This window comes from Acrocarpospora sp. B8E8 (genome assembly GCF_039871605.1).
Classification (GTDB): Bacteria; Actinomycetota; Actinomycetes; order Streptosporangiales; family Streptosporangiaceae; genus Acrocarpospora; species Acrocarpospora macrocephala.
This window is the reverse complement of the sequence record NZ_JBDPLV010000005.1, coordinates 53,549-77,617: the sequence shown is the minus strand read 5'-3', so window position 1 is coordinate 77,617 and position 24,069 is coordinate 53,549. Positions and strand designations below refer to the sequence as shown.

Annotated in this window: 23 protein-coding genes; 7 read left to right on the top strand and 16 right to left on the bottom strand. The window is 69.3% G+C overall.

The genetic code is table 11. The annotated features are described in order from the left end of the window. Nucleotides 1-8: 8 nt before the first annotated feature. From ABGB08_RS06610 to ABGB08_RS06575, 8 genes are all read right to left on the bottom strand, one after another. Nucleotides 9-1,271 carry a M24 family peptidase gene (locus tag ABGB08_RS06610; protein WP_347587369.1) on the bottom strand — a complete coding sequence of 421 codons (1,263 nt, stop codon included), beginning with the start codon at nucleotides 1,269-1,271 and terminating at the stop codon, nucleotides 9-11. After that, nucleotides 1,268-2,176, bottom strand: a complete 909-nt coding sequence (locus ABGB08_RS06605; protein WP_347587367.1) for an NAD(P)-dependent oxidoreductase — start codon at nucleotides 2,174-2,176, stop codon at nucleotides 1,268-1,270. Before ABGB08_RS06605 ends, ABGB08_RS06610 begins: the two co-directional genes overlap by 4 nt. Further along, the gene (locus ABGB08_RS06600) at nucleotides 2,173-3,237 is read right to left on the bottom strand and encodes an alcohol dehydrogenase catalytic domain-containing protein (RefSeq protein ID WP_347587365.1); all 1,065 of its coding nucleotides are present in this window, start codon (nucleotides 3,235-3,237) and stop codon (nucleotides 2,173-2,175) included. The genes ABGB08_RS06605 and ABGB08_RS06600 overlap by 4 nt, the downstream gene beginning before the upstream one ends. Further along, entirely contained in the window at nucleotides 3,234-4,286 is a 1,053-nt protein-coding gene (locus tag ABGB08_RS06595; RefSeq protein WP_347587363.1) for an ABC transporter permease, read from the bottom strand. Before ABGB08_RS06595 ends, ABGB08_RS06600 begins: the two co-directional genes overlap by 4 nt. Next, nucleotides 4,283-5,797, bottom strand: coding sequence for a sugar ABC transporter ATP-binding protein (locus ABGB08_RS06590; protein WP_347587361.1), 1,515 nt, complete (start codon nucleotides 5,795-5,797; stop codon nucleotides 4,283-4,285). The genes ABGB08_RS06595 and ABGB08_RS06590 overlap by 4 nt, the downstream gene beginning before the upstream one ends. Before the next feature lie 90 nt (nucleotides 5,798-5,887). Then, nucleotides 5,888-6,940, bottom strand: a complete 1,053-nt coding sequence (locus tag ABGB08_RS06585) for a sugar ABC transporter substrate-binding protein (RefSeq protein WP_347587359.1) — start codon at nucleotides 6,938-6,940, stop codon at nucleotides 5,888-5,890. A gap of 155 nt (nucleotides 6,941-7,095) precedes the next feature. Beyond that, on the bottom strand, nucleotides 7,096-7,797 hold the full coding sequence (locus ABGB08_RS06580) for a GntR family transcriptional regulator (RefSeq protein ID WP_347587357.1): 702 nt from the start codon (nucleotides 7,795-7,797) through the stop codon (nucleotides 7,096-7,098). Then, nucleotides 7,794-8,318 carry a VOC family protein gene (locus tag ABGB08_RS06575; protein ID WP_347587355.1) on the bottom strand — a complete coding sequence of 175 codons (525 nt, stop codon included), beginning with the start codon at nucleotides 8,316-8,318 and terminating at the stop codon, nucleotides 7,794-7,796. Before ABGB08_RS06575 ends, ABGB08_RS06580 begins: the two co-directional genes overlap by 4 nt. Before the next feature lie 285 nt (nucleotides 8,319-8,603). Between ABGB08_RS06575 and ABGB08_RS06570 the strand changes: the two genes are divergently transcribed. Both ABGB08_RS06570 and ABGB08_RS06565 read left to right on the top strand, forming a co-directional pair. Continuing rightward, on the top strand, nucleotides 8,604-10,808 hold the full coding sequence (locus ABGB08_RS06570; protein ID WP_347587353.1) for a thiamine pyrophosphate-dependent enzyme: 2,205 nt from the start codon (nucleotides 8,604-8,606) through the stop codon (nucleotides 10,806-10,808). 24 nt (nucleotides 10,809-10,832) lie between these two features. Beyond that, entirely contained in the window at nucleotides 10,833-12,059 is a 1,227-nt protein-coding gene (locus ABGB08_RS06565; protein ID WP_347587351.1) for a dihydrolipoamide acetyltransferase family protein, read from the top strand. Between the two features lie 12 nt (nucleotides 12,060-12,071). Here the strand turns inward: ABGB08_RS06565 and ABGB08_RS06560 are convergent, their stop codons facing one another. Beyond that, nucleotides 12,072-12,986 carry an alpha/beta hydrolase gene (locus ABGB08_RS06560; RefSeq protein WP_347587349.1) on the bottom strand — a complete coding sequence of 305 codons (915 nt, stop codon included), beginning with the start codon at nucleotides 12,984-12,986 and terminating at the stop codon, nucleotides 12,072-12,074. 85 nt (nucleotides 12,987-13,071) lie between these two features. Here ABGB08_RS06560 and ABGB08_RS06555 point away from each other — a divergent pair, with 85 nt between their 5' ends. From ABGB08_RS06555 to ABGB08_RS06545, 3 genes are all read left to right on the top strand, one after another. Beyond that, a complete protein-coding gene (locus ABGB08_RS06555) occupies nucleotides 13,072-13,647 on the top strand; it encodes an ABATE domain-containing protein (RefSeq protein WP_347587347.1) in 576 nt (191 codons plus the stop codon). A 133-nt stretch (nucleotides 13,648-13,780) separates the two neighbouring features. Then, a complete protein-coding gene (locus ABGB08_RS06550; protein ID WP_347587345.1) occupies nucleotides 13,781-14,395 on the top strand; it encodes a DedA family protein in 615 nt (204 codons plus the stop codon). 196 nt (nucleotides 14,396-14,591) lie between these two features. Continuing rightward, nucleotides 14,592-15,140 carry an N-acetyltransferase gene (locus ABGB08_RS06545; protein WP_347587338.1) on the top strand — a complete coding sequence of 183 codons (549 nt, stop codon included), beginning with the start codon at nucleotides 14,592-14,594 and terminating at the stop codon, nucleotides 15,138-15,140. Nucleotides 15,141-15,152: 12 nt separating this feature from the next. Here the strand turns inward: ABGB08_RS06545 and ABGB08_RS06540 are convergent, their stop codons facing one another. Together ABGB08_RS06540 and ABGB08_RS06535 are read right to left on the bottom strand one after the other, a co-directional pair. Next, a complete protein-coding gene (locus ABGB08_RS06540) occupies nucleotides 15,153-15,986 on the bottom strand; it encodes a low temperature requirement protein A (protein WP_347587336.1) in 834 nt (277 codons plus the stop codon). Between the two features lie 434 nt (nucleotides 15,987-16,420). After that, the gene (locus ABGB08_RS06535; RefSeq protein WP_347587334.1) at nucleotides 16,421-16,717 is read right to left on the bottom strand and encodes a hypothetical protein; all 297 of its coding nucleotides are present in this window, start codon (nucleotides 16,715-16,717) and stop codon (nucleotides 16,421-16,423) included. A 229-nt stretch (nucleotides 16,718-16,946) separates the two neighbouring features. On the opposite strand from ABGB08_RS06535, the gene ABGB08_RS06530 reads away from it, so the two are divergent. After that, complete coding sequence (locus ABGB08_RS06530) at nucleotides 16,947-17,849, top strand: T3SS effector HopA1 family protein (RefSeq protein ID WP_347587332.1); 903 nt, start codon at nucleotides 16,947-16,949, stop codon at nucleotides 17,847-17,849. Between the two features lie 26 nt (nucleotides 17,850-17,875). On the opposite strand, the gene ABGB08_RS06525 is transcribed toward ABGB08_RS06530, so the two are convergent. From ABGB08_RS06525 to ABGB08_RS06505, 5 genes are all read right to left on the bottom strand, one after another. Next, nucleotides 17,876-18,568, bottom strand: coding sequence for a GntR family transcriptional regulator (locus tag ABGB08_RS06525; RefSeq protein WP_347587330.1), 693 nt, complete (start codon nucleotides 18,566-18,568; stop codon nucleotides 17,876-17,878). A 41-nt stretch (nucleotides 18,569-18,609) separates the two neighbouring features. Further along, on the bottom strand, nucleotides 18,610-19,581 hold the full coding sequence (locus tag ABGB08_RS06520) for an SPFH domain-containing protein (protein WP_347587327.1): 972 nt from the start codon (nucleotides 19,579-19,581) through the stop codon (nucleotides 18,610-18,612). Between the two features lie 142 nt (nucleotides 19,582-19,723). After that, a complete protein-coding gene (gene pstB, locus ABGB08_RS06515; protein WP_347587669.1) occupies nucleotides 19,724-20,491 on the bottom strand; it encodes a phosphate ABC transporter ATP-binding protein PstB in 768 nt (255 codons plus the stop codon). 406 nt (nucleotides 20,492-20,897) lie between these two features. Further along, a complete protein-coding gene (locus ABGB08_RS06510; RefSeq protein ID WP_347587667.1) occupies nucleotides 20,898-22,109 on the bottom strand; it encodes an NAD(P)-binding domain-containing protein in 1,212 nt (403 codons plus the stop codon). Between the two features lie 37 nt (nucleotides 22,110-22,146). Beyond that, nucleotides 22,147-22,695 carry an OsmC family protein gene (locus ABGB08_RS06505; RefSeq protein ID WP_347587325.1) on the bottom strand — a complete coding sequence of 183 codons (549 nt, stop codon included), beginning with the start codon at nucleotides 22,693-22,695 and terminating at the stop codon, nucleotides 22,147-22,149. Between the two features lie 159 nt (nucleotides 22,696-22,854). Between ABGB08_RS06505 and ABGB08_RS06500 the strand changes: the two genes are divergently transcribed. Then, on the top strand, nucleotides 22,855-24,066 hold the full coding sequence (locus ABGB08_RS06500) for a homoserine O-acetyltransferase (protein WP_347587323.1): 1,212 nt from the start codon (nucleotides 22,855-22,857) through the stop codon (nucleotides 24,064-24,066). The last annotated feature ends 3 nt before the right edge of the window (nucleotides 24,067-24,069 follow it).

The following is a 24,069-nucleotide window of genomic DNA, read 5'->3' as shown; positions in this document are numbered from 1 at the left end:
GTTGGCTCCTAGTACGGGTTCGCGACGAAGAGGTCCTGCGCCGGGAACAGGGTGATGACCTTCGCCCCCGCGGAGGTCACCACGACCTCCTCCTCGATGCGGGCGGCCGACCTGCCGTCGGTCGCCGGGCAGTAGGTCTCCAGCGCGAAGACCATGCCCTCCTCGATCCGGACCGGATGCTCGATCGAGTTGAGCCGCGAGATGATCGGCCGCTCGTGCAGGCCGAGGCCGAGGCCGTGCCCGAACTGCAGGCCGAACGCGTCCATCTCGGAGGCGAAGCCGAACTCCTGCGCGGTCGGCCAGGCCCGGGCGATCTCGTCGGTCCAGGTACCGGGCTTGACCAGCTCGATCGCGGCGTCGATCCACTCGCGGGCCTTGGTGTACGCGTCCCGCTGCGCCGGGGTCGAGGAGCCGACGTTCAGCGTGCGGTAGTAGCAGGTGCGGTAGCCGTTGTAGGACTGGATGATGTCGAAGAAGCAGGTGTCCCCCGGCCGGATGATCCGGTCGGTGAAGTTGTGCGGGTGCGGGTTGCACCGCTCGCCGGAGACCGCGTTGATCGCCTCGACGTCGTCGGAGCCCATCTGGTAGAGGTACGCGTTGGCCAGCGCCACCAGGTCGTTCTCCCGGACGCCCGGCTTGAGCGCGTCGGCGATCCGCTGGTAGACGCCGTCCACCATGGCCGCCGCCTGGTTGAGCAGCAGTACCTCGTCGATGCTCTTGATCTGCCGGGCCTCCAGCATGACCTGCTGGCAGTCGGCCACGGTCAGGCCCGCCTCCTGTATCGCCAGCAGCAGCGGCGGCTCGGCGATGTCCACGCCGACCGGGGCGTCCTGCTGGCCGGCCTCGACGAGCAGGTCGCGGATCTCCTGGACGGCGCGGGTGAACAGGCCGACCTCCGGGGCCACCGCGCCGCGCAGGCCGACCATGCCGGCCCGGCAGTTCTCCGGCAGCAGCCACGGCGCGTACAGCTTGTGGTGCTTGGCCGCCGAGCCGAAGTCCCACAGGACGGGCTCGCGGCCCCGGACCAGCAGGGCGTACCTGGTCATCTTGTCCCGCGACCACTCGCCGATCACGGAACCGGTCAGGTAGCGGATGTTGTTCACGTCGAAGACGAGCATGGCGCCCAGGTCGGAGGCCTCCAGGGCGGCGCGGGCGCGGGCCAGGCGGTAGTCGCGCAGCCGGGTGAAGTCGACCCGGGTCTCGAAGTCGACGCCCATGTGGCCGGGCGCGCCGATGGCGTTCGGGTCGAGGGTGGCGGGTGTGGTGGTCATTCGATATCCCCTTGCTCTGAACGCAGGTCGAGGTCGGCGGCGCGGGCCTGGACGGCGAGCAGCGACAGGAAGTCCTCCTCGCCGTGGCCCTGCGCGATGGCGGAGACCAGCAGGGTGCGGACCATCGCGACGAGCGGCAGCGGCACCTGTCCGGCTGTCGCCTCGGCCAGGCCGAGGTCGACGTCCTTGAGCAGCAGCCGGGACGTGAACGTCGGCGTCAGGTCCATCCGGCGGACGGCGTCGGTCTTGTAGCGGGTGAAGGCGGAGCCGACCACGCTCTCGTTGAGAAAGTCCAGCAGCGCGCCACGCTCGACGCCGAGCCGCTCGCACAGCACGACGACCTCGGCCAGCCCCTGGGTGGTCACGGCGAGCAGCAGGTTGTGGCAGATCTTCAGCAGCCGGGCCTCGTCGGCCGCGCCTGCGTAGGTGGCCGCGCGCCCGATCGCCGCCAGCACACCCCGCGCCCGCTCGTACGCCTCCCGGGACCCCGAGCACACGAACGACGCGGTGCCCGCCTCGATCGCCGACGGATTGCCGCTGACCGGCGCGGACAGGAACGGCACCCCCACCTCGGCCGCCGCCTCCCGCACCCGGCGCGAGGACGCGACCGACACCGTGGAGGTGTCCACCAGCACGAACGGGCGGACCGGCGCGTCCAGCAGCCGCCCCACCACCTCCTCCAGGTCGGCGGAGGCCGCCAGACTGGTGACGGTCACCGGGCAGGCGGCCGCCTCCCCCAGCTCGGTGGCGATCCGCGCGCCCGCCGCCCGCAGCGGCTCGGCCTTCTCCGGCGTACGGTTCCACACCGCCACCGGGTGACCGGCCAGCAGCAACCGCCGGACCATCGCGGCGCCCATCCGCCCGGCGCCGATCCAGCCGACCTCGATCTTCTTCACGTGCCTCACGCGGAGCCCTCCCCCTGGAGATCCGACAGGTCGATGACGAGTTTGGGTTTGGCCCGCCCGGGCTCGCGCATCCGCTCGAACGCCTGGCGCGCGTCGGCGACCGGGAGCACCTGCTCGATCAGCGCGGTGGGGGTGACCGCGCCGCTGGCGATCAGGTGCAGCGCCCGGGGCATCAGGTCGACCCCGCCGAGCACTCCGGAGAGCCGGAGCCCCTTGGTGACGAAGGCCGCCAGATCGACCCCGTCGACCGGCCTGCCGGGGATGCCGACCTGGAGGATCCGCCCGGCAATGCCGGCGATCCGGGTCAGCACCGGACCGATCGCGGCCGACCCGGTGGCCTCGATCACGATCTGGTAGGCGCCCTCGGGCGCGTCGTCCGGCGTCCAGACCGCGCGGGCGCCGAGCTCGCGCGCCGCCGCCAGGCCCGCCGGGTCGATGCCCACGACGTCGACCGGGCAGTGCATCGCCACGCCGACCTGCACCGCGAGCAGGCCGAGCGTGCCGGTGCCGAGCACGGCGACGGCCTCCCCCGGCTGGGCGGCGGCCTGCTCGAAGGCGTTGAGCACGGTCACCAGCGGCTCGGCCAGCAGCGCGTGCGCGGTCTCCACCGTCGCGGGAATGACATGCACGTTGGACGCCGGGATCCGCAGGTAATGCGCCGCCGCGCCGGGCACGCTCCCCCGGACGCCCAGCTCGTACCGGTTGGGGCACAGGTTGTAGTGGCCGCCGCGGCAGGTCAGGCACTGGCCGCAGGACAGGAACGGCTCGCCCACCACCCGCTCGCCGACCAGGTCGGCGGGGACCGAAGGCCCGACCGCGACGACCTCACCGGCCCACTCGTGGCCGAACCTGATCGGGAAGTGGGTGAGACCGCCCACCACGTACGCGCTGCTGCCGTCGAGCAGGTGCACGTCGGTGCCGCAGACGCCCAGGTACCGGACCAGGACCAGGACCTCGCCCGCCGCCGGGGACGGCACGGGCACGCGCTCCACCGCCAGGACCCCGGGGGCGGTGAACACCAGGGCCGGCATCGTGCCGGTTGGCCATTGACCTGCGCTCACGCCGTTTTCCTTCCGCCCGAGAACCGGTGCTGGGAAAGCCACCCGACAAGTAGCGCGGCCAGGATGATCGCCCCGTACGCGGCGTTGATCCAGAACGAGGGCACATTGGAGAGCGTGAGGATGTTCTGGATCACACCGAGCAGGATCACGCCAAGCCCGGCGCCGATCAGGTTGCCCCGGCCGCCGTTCAAGCTGATCCCGCCGATGACGGCGGCGGCGAACACCGTGAAGATCAGGCCGTCGCCCTGGTTGGCGGTCACCGACGCGATCCGGCCGGTCAGCATCAGCCCGGCGAGGGCGGCCAGCAGGCTGCCGAACACCAGCACGCCGATGGTCAGCCGGGTGGTGCGGATCCCGGCGGCCCGCGCCGCCTCCAGGTTGCCGCCCATCGCGTAGATGCTCCGGCCGGTCGGCGTGAACTTCATGAACACGTACGCGGCGGCGAAGGCGAGCACGAAGATCCACGCCTGCACCGGGAGGCCGAGGATGACGCCGTCGCCCAGGTAGGTCATGGCCCGCGGCAGCACCGCGTAGGTCTGCCCGCCGGACAGGCCGATGGTCAGGCCCTGCAGCAGGATCAGCATGGCGAGCGTCACGATGAACGCGTTGAGCTTCATCTTGGCGATCATCAGCCCGTTGGCCAGGCCGATCAGCAGCACCGCCGGGATCGTGATCAGCAGGCCCACCCCGAACGGCAGGCCGACCCCGTTGTCGGCGGCGCTGGAGACCAGAACGGCCAGCAGCATCGGCGCGAAGCCCACGGTCGACTGCAACGACAGGTCGAAGTAGCCGCCGATCAGGATGAGGCTCTCGGCGATCACCAGCACGCCGAGCACGGCCGAGGTGGTGATGATGTTGTCGATGATGTTGGTGGTGGTGAGGAAGGCGGGGTTCACCACGGCGCCCACGATCACCGCGAGCACGATGATGGGCAGCAGGGTGAGCACGACGGGGTCGACGGACCTGCGCCCGCGCCGCGCGGCATGCGACGGCGGCCCGCCCACCGCGGCTCTCTCGGGCGCCAGCTTCTTCGGTGATAGTGCACTCACTGTGAATCTTCCTCTCCAGGCAGACGCCGGTCCGGTACGGCGCCGCCGCCCTGCACGGCCGCGGCGATCATGCCTTCGGTGAAGGGGTGCCGCAGTTCCGCCGACACCTCCCCGTGGACCATGACGACGACGCGGTCGCAGACCTCCAGGTCCGCGTCGTCGGACGTCACGATCAGAACCGCCCGCCCGTCCCGCCGGAGCGCCTCGATCGTGCCGTAGATCGAGTTCTTCGCCGACACGTCCACCCCGGCGGTGGGGTTGACCAGGACCAGCACCTTCGGGTCCGTGGCCACCGAGCGGGCCAGCACGACCTTCTGCTGGTTGCCGCCGCTGAGCTCCTCGGTGAGCTGCGCGGCGCCGTACGCCTTGATGTTCCACTCGTCGGCGAGCCGCGAGTAGAACGCGTCCCGCCGCCCCCCGCTGATCAGCCGGAACCGGTTGGCGAACCGCGACATGATGGTCAGCGTCGCGTTCTCCGCCACGCTGAGCGCGGGCACGTACCCGCTGATGTGCCGGTCCTCAGGGGTGAACCCGATGCCGGCCTGGAGGCAGCCGCGGATGTCGCCGAGCGACAGCGGCCGGCCGTCCAGGGTGACGGTGCCCGCCTCGATCGGGCGCTGGCCGGTGAGCACCTCGGCGAGCTGCATGTGCCCGGCGCCGTCCAGGCCGGTCAGGCCGACGCACTCGCCCGGCCGCAGGCCGAGGTCGACGCCGTTGAGCTTGGGGGCGGTGACCCCGGCGGCGACCAGAACGGGCGGGCGGGACAGGTCGGGCGCGGTCTCGCGCCGGCCTGCCACCGCCGGGCCCGCGGCCGCCTCACCGACCATGGCGTCGACCAGGTCGGGCACGGTCATCCGGGTGAGCTGGTCGGTCAGCACCAGCCGGCCGTCGCGCAGCACGCTGACGGAGTCGCAGACCTCGAAGATCTCGTGCAGGTGGTGCGAGACATAGATGATCGTCACACCCCGGGCGCGGGCCTTCTCGATGTGGCCGAACAGGCGCTGCGAGGCGCCCCGGTCCAGGCCGGCGGTCGGCTCGTCGAGCAGCAGCACCCGCGGCCCCTGGGAGAGCACCCGGCAGATCTCGACGACCTTCCGTTCGAGCGGCTCCAGTTGCTCGACCGGCGTGTCGGCCAGGTCGGCGTACTCCCATTCGGCGAGCAGCTCGGTGGCCTGGCGAGTCACCTCCGGCCAGCGGATGAGCCCGGCCCGCGACCGCGGGAACCTGGCCAGCGCGATGTTCTCGGCCGCGGTGGCGGCGGGGATCAGCGTGCTGCGCTGGTACACGCACCCGACAGTCGAGGCGTCCGCGTCGTCGGCGAGCACGCGGACCGATCCGCTGTCCGGCTGGGTGAGGCCGGTGAGGATCGACATGAGCGTCGACTTGCCCGCCCCGTTCTTGCCGATCAGCGCGCGCGACTCGCCCCGGTTGACGGTGAGGGACACCTGAGACAGCGCCTGCGTGGGGCCGAACGCCTTGGACACCTGGTCGACCACGATGGCCTGTGGCATTGCTCCGCACCCTCCTTCCTTGGGTTCTGGATCATCCCCGGTGGCGCGCCGCCTGGGCGGACACGCCACCGGACATCACCGGGAGGGGGGTCAGCCGTTGCCCCACAGGCTCGCGTCGTCCACGTTCTCCTTGGTCACCGTGGGCGAGGGCAGCAGATCCTGAAGGGACTCACCGGCCTGGACGATCGTGCTGTTGTGGTCGGTGGGGCCTGGCTGGTAGGCCTTCCCCGCCATCGCGTCCTTGATGTACTGGATGCCGTACTTGGCGTAGAGGTCCAGCGGCTGCGAGATGACCGCGTCCAGGGTGCCCTCCCGCACCGCGTCCAGGGCGGCCTTCGAGCCGTCGATGCCGACGCTGACGATGTGGCCGGCCTCGCCGACCTTGGTCAGCTTGCCCTGGGTGCGCAGCGTCTGCTGCACGCCGGCCAGGCAGACCGACTCGCTGCCCATGAACACGCCGTCGATCTTCTCGGTGCTCAGCACCGTCTGCGCCTGGGTGGCGCACTCGTCCGGCTTCCAGTTCATCGGCTTGGAGATGACCTTGACGCCGGGGAACTGCTCGGCCATGCAGGTGGTGAAGCCCTTGCTGCGATCCTGGCCGTTGGAGGTGGCCAGGTCGCCCTGGAGGTCCAGTACGGTGCCCGCACCGTTGATCTGCTTGCCCATGTACTCGCAGGCGGCCTTGCCCATGTACACGTTGTCGGCGCGGACCACCATGTAGATCTTGCCCGCCTCGGCGCCGAGGTCGACTGACACCACGGGAACGTTCTTGCTGTTGGCCCGGGTGATGGCCGGCACGACGGCCTTGCTGTCGACCGGGACCACGATCAGGCCCTTGACGCCGCGCCCGAGCAGGGTCGTGATGTCGGCGTTCTGCTTGGCCGCGTCGCCGTCGGCGTTGACCGCGGGCAGCAGGTTGACGCCGCCTGCCTTGGCCTGGTCGGTGAGCTGCTTGACCAGCTGCACCTGGAAGGCGTCGGTGAGGAACGACTCGGAGTAGCCGACCTCGCCGCCCGCGTCGGTGCCCGGCGCCGCGCTCGTGTCGCCGGTTCCGGATTCCGTGCTCGAACAGGAGGTCAGGGTGAGGGCGGTGGCCGCGAAAAGGGTCAGTACACGACTGGCCTTCTTGCTGTGGTATGACATGGAGTCCTGCTTTGCGTGGGTGGTGATGTCGTTCTTCGTGTACTGACCGTTTGTGGAAGGACGGCCACGTGAGGGCGCTCCCGGGACTTCTGATCCCGGGGGATCACCGCTCGCCGTAGGCGCGCCGGACGCGGTAGGCGCCGCGTCCGGCGCGGTCAACGGCCTGTGGAGTTGCGTTCGATTACCGGCAGGAGCGCGATCCGGGTACGGCGGATGTGGCCGGCCAGCAGGCGCTCCGCGTCCGTCGTGTCGGCACGCCGGATCGCGTCGATGAGGAGTCGGTGCTCCGCGTTGATCACCCAGCTCCGCTGGTGGCCCGCGCGCTCGACGTAGGCGCGCCGGTACGGCTGGGTGATGTTCCACAACCTCTCGATCATGTCCCGGAGTTCCTTGTACGGGTTCCCCGAGTAGGACAGGAGGTGCAGCTCCCGGTCGAGGTGGAGGAATCGGTCCAGGCTGGTGTTCGCCTCGATCTCGTCCTGGATCTCCTCCAGGCGCCGGACCGTGTCGGCGGACAGGTGCGGGATGCTCTCGGTCAGGGCCAGGGGTTCGAGCCGTTCACGGATCTTGTAGGTGACATCGCACTCCTCCGCGTTCATTTCGGAGACCCACGCGCCGCTGTTGGCCTTGAGGGTCACCAGGCCCTGGGAGTGCAGGATGCGGAGCGCCTCCCGGACCGGCAGGCGGCTCGCGCCGAACTCCCGGGCGACCTCCTCCTGCAGGACGCGCGCGCCCGGCTTGAGCGCTCCGGAGAGGATCTGCTCGCGCAGGTGCTCGGCGATCCGGTGGCTCATCACGCTGGTCGCCGCGCCGCTCGCGTCGGGCGCCGGGTCCGCGAACGGACGGGTTTCGGTCATCCCCGCACCGCCTCGCTCTCCCGCAGGTACCAGGCCCGGCCGTTCGGGTAGGAGACCAGCTCGAACTGGGCGCCCCAGGGGGCGAGGAAGTACACCCAGCGCTGTCCCGCGTGCGGGCCGTCGCTGGCGTTGGGGCCGCCGAGCACGGTCACGCCGCGGGAGCGCAGGTACGCCACCGCCGCGTCGATGTCCTCGACGTACAGGGCGAGGTGATGCCCGCCGACGTCGCTGTTGCGGGGCGGGGTGCTCACCTGGTCGGGGGCCTCGTACTCGAAGACCTCGAAGACCGGCTGGGTGCCGCAGCGGAAGAACCGCAGCTTGTCCACCCGGGCCCGGGGGTGCACGTTGAGATGGGTGGCCATCCAGTCCCCGCCGTCCGACCGAGGGCCGAGCGGGTAGAGGTACTCGCACCCGAGCATGTCGACGAGGAACTCCGTGGCCTGGTCGATGTCGGGAACGGTCAGACCGACGTGGTCCAGGCCGACGAGCCCCGGCAATCCCGTGGCGCCCCCCTCACCCATGTCCCCACCTCCGCAATCTGTTTCGTTGATGTTTCCGCTGCCGCACTTCGATCTCGGATGGATCCAATGTGGCGTCGTGAGTCGGTAGCTTTGTCGCCTAAACCAGGGAAAGTCAATGATGGAGCCGCATTCTTCCGTTACGAAGACATAACGGGAGTATGAGATCGGATCCAATCTGTGCGAAGGTCGGAAACAACCGCGGATCGCGGAGGGGGTGCCAGGACCGGTCCCGGTCACACGGCGGAGCGTCGGCGCCCCCTGGCTTGTCACCTGGAGAAAACACACATGACCACACACCAGGACCTCGCCGCGCCCACGCCCTGGTTGGAGCTGACCACCACCGAGGCGGACTGGGACGCGGCCGACCCCGGCCTGCTGCGCGCGATGTTCGGGCAGCTCGTGCTGATCCGCTCCTTCGAGCAGTACGTCCTCGAACTGGCGGGGGCCGGTCTGGTCCACGGCCCCGCCCATTCCAGCGTCGGCCAGGAGGCGGGGGCGGTCGGGTCGATCATCTCCCTGACCTCGGCGGACACCATCACCGGCTCGCACCGCGGCCACCACCAGTTCCTGGCCAAGGCGCTGGGGCACGTCCTCCCCGGCGGCTGGGATCCACGCGAGGACCTGGCCCCGGCGGTCACCGAGCTGCTCACCCGGACGCTGGCCGAGATCTGCGGCCTGGCCCGCGGGTTCTGCCGGGGCCGGGGTGGATCCATGCACCTGCAGTGGCGAGAGGCCGGGGCCATGGGGACCAACGCCATCGTCGGCGGCGGCGTCCCCCAGGCGGCCGGCTTCGCCTGGGCGCACCGGCACGCCGGCACCGACGCGGTCTCGGTCGCCTACTTCGGCGACGGGGCCGCCAACATCGGCTCCGTCCTGGAGAGCTTCAACCTGGCCGCAGCCTGGTCCCTCCCGGTCTGCTTCTTCATCGAGAACAACCAGTACGCGGTCTCCACCCACGTCCGCGAGGTGACCGCGGAACCCCGGCTGTCCGTACGCGGACTGGGCTTCGCCATCCCCAGCTGGCGGGTGGACGGCATGGATCCGCTCGCGACACACCTGGCCATGGGCGAGGCGCTGGCGCACATGCGCGCGGGCCACGGGCCGACCATCATCGAGGCCGACCTGTACCGGTACTACCACCAGAACGGCCCCTTCCCGGGCAGCGCGTTCGGCTACCGCTCCAAGGAGGAGGAGCGGCAGTGGCGGCAGCGCGACCCCATCGATCTGATGACGGGGCACCTCGCCCGCCGGGGCGTACTCACCGGCGAGGAGGTCAAGAAGGCGGCCGACCTGGCCGACGCCACCATGCGGATGATCGGCGACCAGCTGCTCGAAGCCCTCCCCGGCGGCAAGCCGGGCCAGCGCCGCATCCGGCCGCGGGAGTGGCCGCAGCCCGACTTCCGGGACGTCGGCATCCGCGGTGATCTGTCGGAGTTCGGGCCCGACGTCCGGTATGAGGAGGCGGCCACGTTCTCCGGCGCGCTGGCCGAGCGCAAGTTCATCGACGTGGTCGCCGAGGTGATGGCCCGCCGGATGGCGACCGACGACTCCATCGTGGTCATGGGCGAGGACGTGCACCGCCTGAAGGGCGGCACCAACGGCGCCACCAAGGGCCTGGCCGAGGCGTTCCCCGACCGGGTGCTCGCCACCCCCATCAGCGAGAACGCCTTCGCCGGCCTGGCCGGCGGCCTGGCACTCGACCGGCGCTTCCGCCCGGTCGTGGAGTTCATGTACGCCGATTTCCTCTGGGTGGCGGCCGACCAGCTGTTCAACCAGATCGGCAAGGCCAGGCACATGTTCGGCGGCGACAACACGGTGCCGCTGGTGCTGCGCAGCAAGGTGGGCACCGGCACCGGGTACGGCTCGCAGCACTCCATGGATCCGGCCGGGATCTTCGCCACCTCGCCCGGATGGCGGATCGTCGCGCCCAGCACCCCCTTCGACTACGTGGGCCTGATGAACACCGCGCTCCACTGCGACGACCCCGTGGTGGTCATCGAGCACGTCGACCTGTACGCGAGCGCCGGCACCGGCCCGGTGGACGATCTCGACTACCACATCCCGGTCGGGAGCGCGGCCGTGCGCAGGCCGGGCCGCGACGTGACCGTGCTCTCCTACCTGTCGATGGTCGCCCACTGCCTGGACGCCGCCGAACTGGTCGACGGGATCGACCCGGAGATCATCGACCTGCGCTGGCTGGACCGGGCCAGCCTCGACTGGGACACCGTCGGGGCCAGCGTGATGAAGACGAACAACGTGCTCATCGTCGAGCAGGGGGCGATCGGCACCGCCTACGGCGCCTGGCTCGCCGACGAGATCCAGCGGCGGTACTTCGACTGGCTCGACCAGCCGGTCCGGCGGGTGACCGGCGGCGAGGCGTCGCCGAGTATCAGCAAGGTCCTCGAACGCGCGGCCATCGCCCGCACCGAGGAAGTCGCCGCCGCGCTCCGCGACATGACCACCGACGGCACGCTCGCGCCCCGGCGCTGAGCCCACGGACCAGGACCAGGACCCATGGCCACTCTTCTTCGCATGCCAGAACCGGCGGCCGGTGCCACCAGCGCCGTCGTGTCCGAATGGCCGATCGCCGAGAACGCCCCGTACACCGTCAACGCCGCCATCGTCGTCATCGAGACCGAGAAGGCGTCCATCGAGATCGAGGCGGAAAGCGACGGCGTCCTCCTCAAGCGGCTCGTGCCCGCCGGCACCGAGGTCGCCGTCGGCACGCCGATCGCCCTGCTCGGCTCTCCAGGAGAACAGCCGCCGGACATCGACGCCCTGCTCACCGACCTCGGCGTCACCGGCGCGGCCCCGAACGGCCGCGCCGTGGAAGGGCGGCACGAAACTCATGGTGCGGACAACACACCGCAGCGGGTCTTCGCCAGCCCGCTGGCACGCCGGCTCGCCCGCCAGGGCGGTCTGACAATCGACCAGATCAACGGCACCGGGCCACGGGGCCGGATCGTCAGACGCGACGTGGAAGAAGCTCTCGCCCGGGTGAACTCAGCGGCCCCGCGCACACCGGCGGCGACCCCACCACCGCTCCCTGCGGCGGAACCGGCCGGCTACGTGGAGGTACCGCACAGCCGTGTCCGCCGGGCCATCGCCACGCGGCTGGTGGAGAGCAAGCAGACCACACCGCACTTCTACGTCCGCGGAACCGCCCGCGCGGAACAGCTGCTGGCCGCCCGGACCCAGCTCAACCGTCCGGGATCACCGAAGATCTCGGTGAACGACCTGGTGATCAAGGCGGTCGCCCGCGCGCACGTGCTCATTCCCGAGATGAACGCCATGTGGACCCCGGACGCCGTCCGCCGATTCACCCACGTGGACGTCGCGGTCGCCGTGGCCACCGACACCGGCCTGGTGACCCCGGTGCTTCGCGAGGTGGACACGATGCCGATCACGGCCGTCGCCGAGACGACGCGACGCTACGCCGACAGCGCGCGCAACGGCCGGTTGCGGCAGCACGAGCTGGAGGGTGGCACCGTCACGGTCACCAACATGGGCATGTTCGGCACCGAGGAGTTCGCCGCCATCATCAACCCGCCGCAATCCTCGATCCTGTCGGTGGGCGCCGCCCGAACGGAACCCGTGGTCGACAACGGCGCCGTCGTCCCCGGCACGACCATCCGCTTCGTCCTCTCCGTCGACCACCGTCCGATCGACGGCACGGTCGCGGCTCGCTGGATGGCCGAGTTCCTCGCGCTGATCGAGAATCCCGTACGGGTCTTCGCCTGACTTGGCCCCCCTTTAGTGAGCGGGGCCGGTCGCCTCGGTGGCGGGCTTCCAGGTGCGGTCGAGGAAGTCGGCGATCAGCGGGGCGATATCGGGGAGGCACTCCTCCAGGGCGAAGTGGCCGGTGTCGAAGATGTGTAGTTCGGCGTCGGGCAGGTCGCGCAGGTAGGCATGGGCACCGGGTTCGGGGAAGAACATGTCGTCGCGACCCCACGTGATGAGCGTGGGCGGGGTGTGCTGTCGCAGCCAGGCTTGCCATTCCGGGTAGCGTTCGACGTTGGTGTGGTAGTCGAAGAGCAGGTCGATCTGGGGCTGGGTGCGGCCGGGCTGGTCGAGGAAGTGCTGGTCGAGGGTCCAGCCGTCGGGGGCGATGAGCCGGGGATCGCCGGCGCCGCCCTCGTACTGGCCACGGGTCGCCGGCAGGGTGAGCAGCCCGCGGATCGTCTGCTCGGCGTCTTGCCCGCCGGGCCGCAGGGCGATGAAGCCGCGGGCGGCGTCGGACAGGCCCTCGGTGTAGGCGTTGCCGTTCTGGATGACGAGGCCGGCGATCCGCTCGGGGTGGCGGGTGGCCAGGCGGAAGCCGACCGGGGCGCCGTAGTCGAAGACGTACATGACGAAGCGAGCCAGGCCGAGCTTCTCGACGAAACCGTCGACGATGTCGGCGAGGCGGTCGAAGCTGTAAGGGCTGCCGACCGGCTCTGGGGTGTCGCTGTGGCCGAAGCCCGGGTAGTCCGGGGCGATGAGGCGGTAGCGGCTGCCGAGCGCGTCGATGAGCCGCCGGAACTGGTGCGAGGCGGAGGGGAAGCCGTGCAGCAGCAGCATCACCGGGGCCTCATCCGGGTTCTCCGGGACGGACTCGCGGTAGAAGATCTGCAGTCCGTCGACCTCGATGTGGCGGTGCAATGTCCGCGCGACGACCGGGACCGTCATTTCACATGCCTCCTTCGGGTGTGGACGCATTAGTCTTAACTCGGGCAAAGCTAACGTGTCAATGGGGCCGATTAGCATTAGTCGGGTGAGTGAACTACTGCCGCTTACCGGTGAGCCGTTGGCCCTCGACCTGGTCAACACCCGGCCGAACACCCCGGACGGCCCTCTCGACCTGCTCGCGACACCCGCCGCGCTGGGAACGTGGCTGGCGCTGCAGGCCGATCGCCTTCCCGGCTACCCGTCGGAGGTGGCGGCGCTCACCACAGCCGACCTGGCCGCAGTCCATGCCGTACGGGAGCACACCGCCATCGCGATCGACCACCTGCGGCGCGGCCAGAAGCCGCCCGCGTCCGCCTTGGACGGCCTCAACCAGGCCCAACGTGCCGCGCCCGCGATTCTGGAGCTCGGCTGGGACGGCACGTCGGTCACGGCCGTCCCCCACCGCGCCGGCGCCGTGGGCGTCCGCCTGGCCGCACGCCTCGCCGAGGCCGCCGGCGAACTGCTCTCCGACCCGGCGTTCGCCACCGTCCGGGCATGCGAGGCTTCGGACTGCGTCATGCTGTTCCTGCCCGCCCATCCCCGGCGGCGCTGGTGCTCGGCCTCCCGCTGCGGCAACAGGGCCCGCGTCGCCCGCTACTACCAGCGACACCGGACCAGCTGAGATGCCACGCGAAATTCACTGGAGCCCGGCGCGGGACTGCCCGCTCGCGGGACTGCCCGCTCGCGGGCCTGCCGGCGACCGCGGAGGCGCTGGGCGCCGGTCTGGTCCTGCAGGGCGAACTCGTGGTGACTTCATGACCCCACTGCCTGGCCCGCTGGCCCACCTGGCCCCGCTGCTGGACCACTACGGCTACCTGGCCGTCGGCGCGCTGATCTTCGTGGAGAACTTCGGCGTCCTCGTCCCAGGGGAGGCCATCCTCATCGCCGCAGCCGTCTACGCCGGGGCCGGGAGACTGAACATCGCCGTCGTCGTGCTGATCGCGGTGCTGGCCGCGATCATCGGCAACAATGTCGGCTACCTGATCGGGCGTACCGGCGGCCGCGCCTTCGTCCACCGATGGGGCCGCTACGTCCTGCTGACTCCCGAACGCTTCCACAAAGCCGAGAAGTTCTTCACCCGGCACGGCGGCAAGGTCGTCACCATCGCTCGCTTCGTCGAAGGACTGCGCCAGACCAACGGCATCATCGCCGGCACCACCGGCATGCCCTGGCACCGCTTCCTGGCCTTCAACAGCCTCGGCGCGATCCTGCGGGTCGGCGCGTGGACGGCCCTGGGGCACGCGGCGGGCACCCATATCGGCCCGATCTACGACCAAGTCACCCGCTACCGCATCTACCCACTGGTCGGTCTGGGTCTTCTGGGAGTCGCCTTCCTCGGCCGAGCCCTACTGCGGCGCCGCAGCAAATAATCGTGTGGGATACGGAAACTCAACTTGGGGCTGCCACGCGCGATCGCCGGACACCGTTGGTGTGGTGGTCAGCCCGCGTGGTCGACCTCGTAGGCGGCGGGACCAGCGTAGCCCGGCATCCGCGAGTCCCACGCCTCGGCGTCAACGCCAGTAAAAGCAGATGCCGGCGGTGGAGCAGACCGATTACCCTCCGGGCGTGGAGCTTCGAGAAGAGCGGCCGGGCGACGTGGACGCCGTGCGTGACGTTCATCTGCGCGCGTTCGGTGATCACGGCGGAGTCGTGGCCGATCTGGTCGAGACCCTGCGCGACGGGATCGGCTCCGGCGGGGGGTTCGCCCTTGTGGCGGAGGACGCCGGAGAGGTCGTCGGGCACGTCGCGTTCACTCGGAGCTTGCTCGACGCCCCGCGGCGGCTGGTTGATGTGCGGGTGCTCAGCCCGCTGGGCGTGCTGCCCGAGCGCCAGGGGCAGGGCGTCGGTTCGGCCCTGGTCCGCGCCGGGCTCGCGACTCTCGGCCGAGGGGAGATCCCCCTGCTCTTCCTGGAAGGCGACCCGGGCTACTACTCCCGTTTTGGGTTCACTCCGGGGGCCGAGTTGGGCTTCCGCAAGCCGTCCCTGCGCATCCCCGACGCCGCTTTCCAGGTGATCAGGCTTCCGGCGTACGAGCCGTGGATGACCGGGACGCTGGTCTACTCCGAGCCGTTCTGGCGGCATGACGCCGTCGGGCTCCGCGACCTCGACGCCTGACGAGGTACGGCATTACTCTGGCCGGCCGAGCCTGCGCATCACCGTGGGGTAGTTCACCTGCCAGTACGCCACCGCGAGCAGCCCCACCACGATCCACCAGGCCGCCAGCCCGCCCCCGAAGACCGCCAGCAGCACGGGAACCAGGACGGCGGGGCCGGCCTCGCCGAGCACGATGATCACGAACAGCCCCAGCCGCTCGCCCAGGTGCGGGATGTTGAGCCGGGCCCCGGCCGGGAGCACGATCCGCCGGGGCACCCGGCCGCGCAGGGAGGCGCGCATCCGCTGGCGGTGGGCCTCGTCGCGCAGTTCGGCCAGCTGCTGCTCGGGGTCACGGCTCTGCAGGTACGAGATGACGATGTCGGCCGCCACGCCGAAGCCCCAGAGCCAGTACCGGCCGGGCGCCGGCACCCAGATCGAGATCAGCCAGGGGGTGAGGCCCGCGCCGTACTGGGCGGCGGGCCAGGCGCCGAGGAAGGTGCCGGTCCGGCTCCAGGTGCGGGTGGCGAGCACCCGGCAGGCCACGTACGCGATGGCGAACGCGCGCGCCCGGTCCCCCGCGGCTTCCGGGATGGCGGCGGCCATCACCGCGATGCCGAACATGGCGATCAGCATGGACTGGCGGCGGGTGCGCTCCCCCGCCACGTTGGCGTAGAGGGTGAAGCTGGTCCAGACGCTCCACACCGCGTAGTAGAGCACGATGAACAGGCCCGCGTCGGAGAGCCCGATCGGATGGCCGGGGCTGGGGTGGAGCACGTGCGCCAGCTGGGCGACCGCGACCACGATGATCAGATCGAAGAACAGCTCAAGCCAGCTGGCATGCCGCTCCGGAACCTCCTGCTCAGCCATGGCCTGCAAGGTACTGGCATGGGCGGTTCACGCCAATTCGTTCTTGCGGGGGGGATGCCAATGTCACCCTTCCGGTGGGTGGCCTGCCTCCACCCGATCGGCGATCATGATTCGGCCGCCTCGGGGGTCCCGGCACTCGGAGTCTCGTGCACGCCGGGTTCATTGCACCGCGCCCGCTAGGAGGCGGCCATGCACCATCCGCGACCCAAACCCAAACCCAAGAAGAAGCTCGGCTCCACATCCGGGTCGGAGGAGGAGAGCGGTCCCATAACTCCGGCTCGTACGCCAGGTCAGGACCTTCCCACGCCGACCGTGTCGCCCCAGACGCCCATCATCGTTACGAAGCCTCCGGTGAAGTGGACGGCCCCCACCTTCTCTCGCCCTGCCCTGCAGATCCAGGAGCCCGATTCGCAGCGTACGAGTCCGCAACCGCTTCAGCTCGTCCGTCGAGAGCCCAAGGTGAGGCCGGCGCGCATGATGCTCCGGCAAACCCCCGACGGCCCTGTCGAGTTCCCGATGCGGTACGCGCCGATACTCCTGAATCCCGAGGAAAGCACCACCACGTCGTCTGACGAAGAGCCGCTGCTCACCCTGAAGCCGTCGCGGCAACCGGTGCTGAACACGACGCCCTCGCCGGCACTCACGCCGTCGAAGAAACTGCCGGTCCAACTGCCGAACACCCCGATGGTGTCGAAGAAGCCGGCGCCGCAGATTCCGAGCACCTCGGACAATCTCAGCAGGCTAGGAATCGGGCCGACCGAATCGTCCCCTGCCATCCGAGAGCGCAAGCTGCGGCGGGAGAAGGTCCAGCGCTTCGAGGAGTCCGACGTCAGCGGGCCGGAGCGGCCGAGCAGGCTGACGACCCGTGAGGAGGGTGGCCCGTCGCAGCGGACGAGGTCCCCCAGCGGGAGATCACAGAGGCTGGCCTTAACGAAGAGACGCGGAAACCGGCCGGAGGACATGGACCGGCAGGACGAGACCCGCTACCGCCTGAACGCGGCCCGCGACATGGCGTTCGTCCAGGCTCTCTACAACGACCTGTTCGTCGAGGGCATACTCGCCACCGACATGAGGACAGTGCAACAGGACATCTACCGAAGGCTGGGCTTCAGCGCACTCGGCTACCTGGACAAGGCGATCACAGAAGCGGAGATCTTCCAACTCTTCGCGGGCGCTGGGCCTGGGACGTACAACGTCGTCAACCAGCTCATGGCGCTGGCTGGCACCGATATTCGGGAGGCGTTGAAGATCGGGGACTATGTCTCCTTCTCGAATGCCCGGTATCCGGGCTTCCGCGCTACCCAGGAGCAACGGCAACGGCGTCTCCTCGTGAACGTCGCCAATCAGCGGGCAAGCATCAAAATCGTGCAGGGGCTCCTGCCGCTGTTCAACGACAAGAGCGTTGAAAGGTACTTCAAGGAGGTCAAGGTGTTCCTCTCCACCGTGGCCCTGCCTCTGGAGGATGTGAAGAACGACAAGCTCGTCGTCTACTACGACGTCGGCCCGGTCCAGGAGGACACGAGCGACTACGTCGGCGACCAGCTCGCGACCATGATCTACGCCATGATCGAGCCTGGGGACGTCGATGAGACGATCACACCGTTCTACTCCGAGCTGATGCCCGCCGTCTCCTGGGCCGAGGACGCGCTGGACTTCGCACCCGAGTTCGCCGGGCTCAGCTTCACCCAGTCCCGCGCCATGGCCATCGCCACGGCGTTGCGATTCGCGGACGACAGGTGGGATAAGACAGGCCAGACGGTCAAAAGCGCGGAAGAATTGATGACGCTCATCCAGATGGCCTTCATGGTGCACGGCATCCACCCGACCATGCCACACCGCCACAAGCCCTCGACCACCTCGTGACGTCCCGCGTCGCCGAGAGCCGGTCGTCAGCTGGTTCTGGCCTGGGCGTACGTGGCCAGCAGTAGGCGTTCGGCCTCGTCCAGGTAGGTCGCGAGCAGGTCTTCGGCCTCGGCGGTCCGGCCGGACTCCAGCAGGGTCAGCAGTTCGCGGTTGCGTGGCAGGAAGGGCGCGTGCAGCGCGCGCGGGTCCATGGTGTGGAAGACCAGGCGGAGTTCGGCCAGGAGCTGGGCCATCATCGCGTTCACCCGCTGGCTGCCGTTGAGGGAGGCGATGATCTGGTGGTAGCGCAGGTCGGCGGTGCCGACGTCGAGCCAGCGACTCTCGGCGGCGGCCCGCTCGGCGTCGGAGACCGCGTCCCGCAGGGCGGTCAGGGCGATGGGGTCCTGGTCCGGCCGGCGGACGGCGGCGACCTCGATCATGCGCCGGACCCGGTAGATGTCGGCGACGTCGGCCGGGGACAGGACGCGCACGTAGACGCCCCGGTTGAGCTTGTGTTCCAGCAGCCGCTCGTGGCCGAGCAGGCGGAACGCCTCCCGCAGGGTGTTGCGGGAGACCTCCAGCTCGGCGGTCAGCTCGTCCTCGACCAGACGGCTGCCGGGCAGCAGGCCACCCTGGGTGACCCGCTGCCGCAGGATCGCCGCGGCCCACTCGGCCGTACTGCTGCGGACCCGGAACGGGCGGGTCTCCTCATACGCGTCCGAGGAGCCTGGTTCACTCACAGTCAGCAGAAAATCACTAGTTCGTCCTCATTGTCGAATCCCTACTTGCCGGTGGCGTTCACGCCCTCGGGATTGCCGGGGGCGTAGACCGTGATGCCGTCCGGCAGCGCCCTGATCTTGTCGATCTCCACGCAGGCGGGGCAGGCCTCGTAGCCCTTCTGGCGGGCCCGGTTGGCGTCCGCCTCGGCCTCGGCGCTGGTCACCAGGGCCCGGCCGTCGATCTCGGACCGCTCGGCCCTGGCCTCGGCCTCGCGGATGCCCGCCTGCGCGCCCTGCGCGGTGGTGATGCTCTGCTGGACCTCGGCGGGCAGGGTGATCCGAACCAGATTGAACCGGAATCCGGTCAGGTACGGCCCGCCCAGCATGGCCTGGATCTCCCGCTCCAAGCTGGCGTTGACCCCGGACTGCACCCGGGCCAGGTTCGCCAGCCCGGTGCTCGGCTCGGGGGTGTCGGCGCCGTTGAGGAAGGCGCAGGTGGGCACCAGTTCCTCGCAGCGCAGGGCCCCGATCTGCACGCGGAGCGCGTTGTAGATGACCGGGCGGACCGCCTGGCCGAAGAAGGCGCTCCAGCCTTCGTCGCCGTCCCAGGCGTAGAGCATGTCGTCATCGGCGATGTAGGTGCGGGTACCGTACCGGTCGTCGAAGGCTTTGAGGGTCTCGTGATCGAGGTTGAGCGTGAAGTAGAACGTGCCCTCCACACCCACGTTGACACCGTCGCCACTGGGCACGATGACCTCGTCCACACCGAGCGTGGTGGCCCGTTTGGCGTCTGAGGTGATCGTGTAGATGCGCTGCTGGGCCGGGTAGGTGTGCGCGGTGGACCAGAACCCGGTCCAGGTGGGGCCGGTGGCCGGGTTGAGGACCTGGCGGATGCCGCTCTCATCCAGGGGGCCGCCGTCGCGGATGACGGCGACGACTCCCGCGTCCGTGCTGGTGAACCCGGTCGTGTACGTGATCATCGCGATGAGCCCGGTCAGGGCGGCAAGTATTACACCGATCGATAATCTGGACATATGTTCAATATAAGTATTGTTGAACAATCTGATAAGAGGAGATTTTGAAGATCGGCGCGGACCGGTGAAGTTGCTGGTGGCAGGGGGAGTCGGCCAAGCGCGGGTCTCGCGGATGTACGGACACGTGCCTGTCCCCAGACGATCAGCCAAAACGGCCGGTGATGTAGTCCTCGGTCCGCTTGTCGTTCGGCTTCGTGAAAATACGGGTGGTCCGATCCAACTCCACTAGACGGCCATACCGTTGACCCTCGCGGTCGACTTCCACGGTAAGGAACCCTGTGTAGTCGGAAACACGGGCCGCCTGCTGCATGTTGTGGGTGACGATCACGATGGTGTAGTCGCGCGCCAGCTCCTGCATCAAATCCTCGATCTTGGCCGTCGCGATCGGGTCCAGGGCGGAACATGGCTCGTCCATGAGGAGCACCTCAGGTTCGATCGCGACGGCCCTCGCGATGCACAACCTCTGCTGCTGCCCATCGGACAAGAGAAGTGCGCTGGCCTTGAGCCTGTCCTTGACCTCGTCCCAGAGGGCGGCCTTGATCAGCGCCTCCTCGACAATGTCGTCCATCCCGCCCGTCATGCCGTTGACCCGGGGCCCGAAGGCGACATTGTCGTAAACCGACTTCGGGAACGGGTTAGGCCGCTGGAAGACCATTCCGATGCGGCGACGGACTTCCTGCGGGTCGACCTCGGCAGCGTAGAGGTCCTGACCCTCGTAGGCGATCCGACCCTCGATCCGGAAACCTGGAACATCATCATTCATGCGGTTCAGGGAACGCAGTAGCGAGGATTTTCCGGAACCTGACAGCCCGATCAGCGCGGTGATCTGCTTGCGGCTGATGGACATTGTCACGCGACGCAGGACCTGGACATCACCGTAGAAGATACAGACGTCATGCAGCTCGAACATCGCCGCCGACGACCCCGGTGGATCGGACTCGCCTGGCGTTTCGGCTGCGGATGTGAGCGCCGACGGTGCATTGGCGGGGTATGTGACGGCCATACTGTCGGAGGTGGACGCCCGCCGCGCTCCAGCGGCGACCAGGACCCGCGCCCACCATGGTGATGCTTTCACCCGCAGCCACGGACGGCCCGGACGCGCCGCCGCGGCCACACGACCCAGACCCCAGGCTCCGGCCTCGATCAGTCCCATGCGCCGAACGGTAAACGCGTGGACCCTGCGTGAACAGCAGAAGCACCGAATCTCGTCGTTCTCGTTACCGCCATATCAGGCGGGGACGATTCCGAGCAGTTCACGACTCACCAACAGCCGTGAAACCAATCTCTATGCCTGCCCCAGATCCTGAAGGCCGGCCTCATGACAAGGCCAGGTAGCGCGTGAGGTGATCGATCACCTCGCGCGCGTCGTCCTCGATGCCGTGGATGAATGTGGACTTGCGCCGCCGCAGCACGGGCAGTCCCAGCGCGTACAGTCCCGGGCTGTCGACCACGCCGCCCTCGTGGCGCAGCTGGCCCTTCGTGTCGACTACAGGCACGTCGAGCCACCCGTAGTCGGGCCGGTATCCCGTCGCCCACACGATCGTGCGGATCTCGCCGCTTCGCAGGTCGAGCTGCCATCGCGCCGACTCTGGTACCTGTGTCGGCGCGAAGCGCTCGGGAGGATCGACCTCGGCGTCGCGGCCGTGAGCCCGGGCCCACTCGTCGAACGTGTCCAGCAGGCGCCGCATCTTGAGGTCCGCGAGCGAGAACACGTTACGCAGGCCGCCGGAGAACAGCGCATGGCCGTCACGCACCGCCGCCCAGCGGCCCACCAGCTCGACACCCATCGTGGCGAGCGCGTTGAGGTCGAGGGTGCTGCGCTCGGGGGTTCCGACCAGCTGCGGCGAGGGTAGCCGCCGGGCCCGCGTCAGATCATCGACCTCGTCGTGGCGCTGGTCCCATACGCCCGACGCGTCCATCCACCACAGCACATCGCGGCCGCGGTACAGGCGCGGCAGCCGTACATGCTCCCCTACCGAGAGGATCACCGGCCGCCCCGACCGCTTCAGCTCGGCTGCCAGCTGCACGCCGGTCGCCGACGCTCCCACGACGAGTACGCCGCCGTCGGGGAGCCGGCTGGGGCCGCGGTAGTCGAACGGCGTCAGTTGCACGACGGACGCCGGCAACTCAGCGGTGAACTGCGGTACCGCCGGCTGGTTGCAGGCGCCGCTCGCGATGACCACGGCCCGGCAGCTGATTTCGCCGCAGTTCGTCGTCACGCGGTATCCGTCGTCGGTGCGCCGTACCGATGTGACGTTCGTGCCGGTCCGGACGGGAGCGCGCGAGACGGTGGCGAAGCGCTCGATGAACTCGATCACTTCGCCCATCGTCATGTAGCCGTCGGGGTCCGGGCCTTCGTAGCGATGGCCCGGCAGGCGGCTTTGCCAATTGGGAGTGAGCAGCCGCAAGGAGTCCCAGCGTTCGCGGCGCCAGGAATTCGCGACCTCGCCGCGCTCGAGCACGACGTGGTCGATCGACCGGCCGTGCAGGAAGTGGCTCGCGGCGAGGCCCGCGTGCCCCGCGCCGATGACGACCGTGGTGGTGCGTTCGATGGCTCGATCTCCCTCAGGCGACTTCCACGGTGACGCTCGTCGGGTTCGTGAGGGCGTCGAACACGGCGGAGCGCTTCTGGGACTGGGCCACCAGCGCTTCGATGTCCTCCTTCGAGGCGTCCGCGTCGATCGTGAACGTCACCTTGATGTCGTTGAAGCCGTTGCGTACGTCGCTGTCGGCGCCGAGGATCCCGCGAATGTCGTGGTTGCCTTCGACCGTCGACTCGACCGAGCGCAGTTGGATGCCGCGGTTCTGCGCGACGGACGCCACGCCTGCCGTCAGGCAGCTCGCCAGGCCGACGAGGAGGTACTCGATCGGCGTGATGCCGTTGTCCTCCGCCGCGAAGACCTCGGGGTGGTCGGCGGTGAACACCGCTTCGCTCTTGTGGCTGTGCTCCTGCCCGAGGCCGAAGAAGTTCTGGATCCTCGTGGTGCTGTGGACGCCGTTCTCCCACTTGGCGGAGGCCCGCCAGGTGAACTGAGCTGCCTCAGGTGCGCCCTTCAACACCTCACGTGCGTCGAGCAGGGCCTGAACGTTGACTCCGTTGTCGATCGTGGTCATGTCGCGTAATGTCCTTTTCGTCTTTCGGGGTGGTGGATCGGCCTTCGCAAGTAGGGCGTTCCATCCCGTTCCATCTGGGTCAGGGTTTCTCTGTATTTCCCATCGGAATACTTGACAATATCTTGGCCATGAGGACAATGGCTAGGTATGCTTCCGCCCATGGTGCCGGCTTCGACGTTCCCCGCCGGCTCGGTCGGCAGCGTCGAAACGCGGTACCTCGACCTGCCGGAACCGGTGCGGCTGGACTGCGGGCAGGCACTGCACCCGATCCGCGTGGCGTACGAGACCTACGGCACCCTCTCCCCCGCGCGTGACAACGTCATCCTGGTGTGCCATGCGCTCAGCGGCGACGCCCACGCGGCCGGCTTCGCGAAGACGCCGCCTCAGGCCAGCACCCGCGACGGGTTCGGGGCGGCGGACCGGGACGGCGCGGCCGGCAGCGGACTCGGCTGGTGGGACGGGATGATCGGCCCCGGCAAGGCGTTCGACACCGACCGGTACTTCGTCGTCTCCACGAACCTGCTCGGCGGCTGTAGCGGGACGACGGGGCCGTCGTCGATCGACCCGGCGACCGGCAGACCGTACGGATCCGACTTCCCCGTCATCACGGTCGCGGACATGGTGCGCACCGAGCGGGCGTTCCTGGATGTCCTGGGTATCGAGCGGCTCGCGGCGGTGGCCGGTGGCTCGCTCGGCGGGATGCAGGCGTTGCAGTGGGCGATCCTGTTCCCTGATCAGGTCGATGCCATCGTGGCGATCGCCAGCACGCACGCCCTGCACCCGCAGGGCGTGGCCTGGAACGCGATCGCGCGTAACGCCATCATGGGCGACCCCGCCTGGCAGGGCGGCCACTACTACGGCACCGGCCGCGCACCCCACGCCGGCATGGGGGTGGCGCGGATGGTCGGCCACGTCACGTACCTGTCCGCACCGGCGCTGAGCGACAGGTTCGGCCGGCGGCTGCAGTTCGCCGACGACATCCGCCACACGATCACCGAACCGGAGTTCGAGGTCGAAAGCTACCTGCGCCACCAGGCCGACTCGTTCGTCAAGCGCTTCGACGCCAACACCTATCTCTTCACGTCACGGGCGCTGACCTATTTCGATCTCGCGCGACAGCACGGCGGCGGATCGCTCGCGCGGGCACTCGAACACGTCTCGGCGCGGACGCTGCTGATCGCGTTCAGCTCCGACTGGCTGTACCCGCCGTCCGCGTCGAGGGAGATCGAGGACGCACTTCGCGCTCTCGGCAAGCCGGTCGAGTTCCAGCTGATCGAGGCGCCGTACGGCCATGACTGCTTCCTGCTCGAGGAAGCCCGTCAGACGCCCATTATCCGCCGCTTCCTGGCTGAAAGCAGGGCCGGCGAGTGACGT

What these genes read in the sequence shown, in the direction of transcription:
- ABGB08_RS06610 (WP_347587369.1), bottom strand. Translation starts at nt 1,271, where the DNA reads ATGACCACCACACCCGCCACCCTCGACCCGAACGCCATCGGCGCGCCC.
- ABGB08_RS06590 (WP_347587361.1), bottom strand. Translation starts at nt 5,797, where the DNA reads ATGCCACAGGCCATCGTGGTCGACCAGGTGTCCAAGGCGTTCGGCCCC.
- ABGB08_RS06585 (WP_347587359.1), bottom strand. Translation starts at nt 6,940, where the DNA reads ATGTCATACCACAGCAAGAAGGCCAGTCGTGTACTGACCCTTTTCGCG.
- ABGB08_RS06580 (WP_347587357.1), bottom strand. Translation starts at nt 7,797, where the DNA reads ATGACCGAAACCCGTCCGTTCGCGGACCCGGCGCCCGACGCGAGCGGC.
- ABGB08_RS06575 (WP_347587355.1), bottom strand. Translation starts at nt 8,318, where the DNA reads ATGGGTGAGGGGGGCGCCACGGGATTGCCGGGGCTCGTCGGCCTGGAC.
- ABGB08_RS06570 (WP_347587353.1), top strand. Translation starts at nt 8,604, where the DNA reads ATGACCACACACCAGGACCTCGCCGCGCCCACGCCCTGGTTGGAGCTG.
- ABGB08_RS06565 (WP_347587351.1), top strand. Translation starts at nt 10,833, where the DNA reads ATGGCCACTCTTCTTCGCATGCCAGAACCGGCGGCCGGTGCCACCAGC.
- ABGB08_RS06560 (WP_347587349.1), bottom strand. Translation starts at nt 12,986, where the DNA reads ATGACGGTCCCGGTCGTCGCGCGGACATTGCACCGCCACATCGAGGTC.
- ABGB08_RS06550 (WP_347587345.1), top strand. Translation starts at nt 13,781, where the DNA reads ATGACCCCACTGCCTGGCCCGCTGGCCCACCTGGCCCCGCTGCTGGAC.
- ABGB08_RS06540 (WP_347587336.1), bottom strand. Translation starts at nt 15,986, where the DNA reads ATGGCTGAGCAGGAGGTTCCGGAGCGGCATGCCAGCTGGCTTGAGCTG.
- ABGB08_RS06530 (WP_347587332.1), top strand. Translation starts at nt 16,947, where the DNA reads ATGGACCGGCAGGACGAGACCCGCTACCGCCTGAACGCGGCCCGCGAC.
- ABGB08_RS06520 (WP_347587327.1), bottom strand. Translation starts at nt 19,581, where the DNA reads ATGTCCAGATTATCGATCGGTGTAATACTTGCCGCCCTGACCGGGCTC.
- pstB (WP_347587669.1), bottom strand. Translation starts at nt 20,491, where the DNA reads ATGTTCGAGCTGCATGACGTCTGTATCTTCTACGGTGATGTCCAGGTC.
- ABGB08_RS06505 (WP_347587325.1), bottom strand. Translation starts at nt 22,695, where the DNA reads ATGACCACGATCGACAACGGAGTCAACGTTCAGGCCCTGCTCGACGCA.
- ABGB08_RS06500 (WP_347587323.1), top strand. Translation starts at nt 22,855, where the DNA reads ATGGTGCCGGCTTCGACGTTCCCCGCCGGCTCGGTCGGCAGCGTCGAA.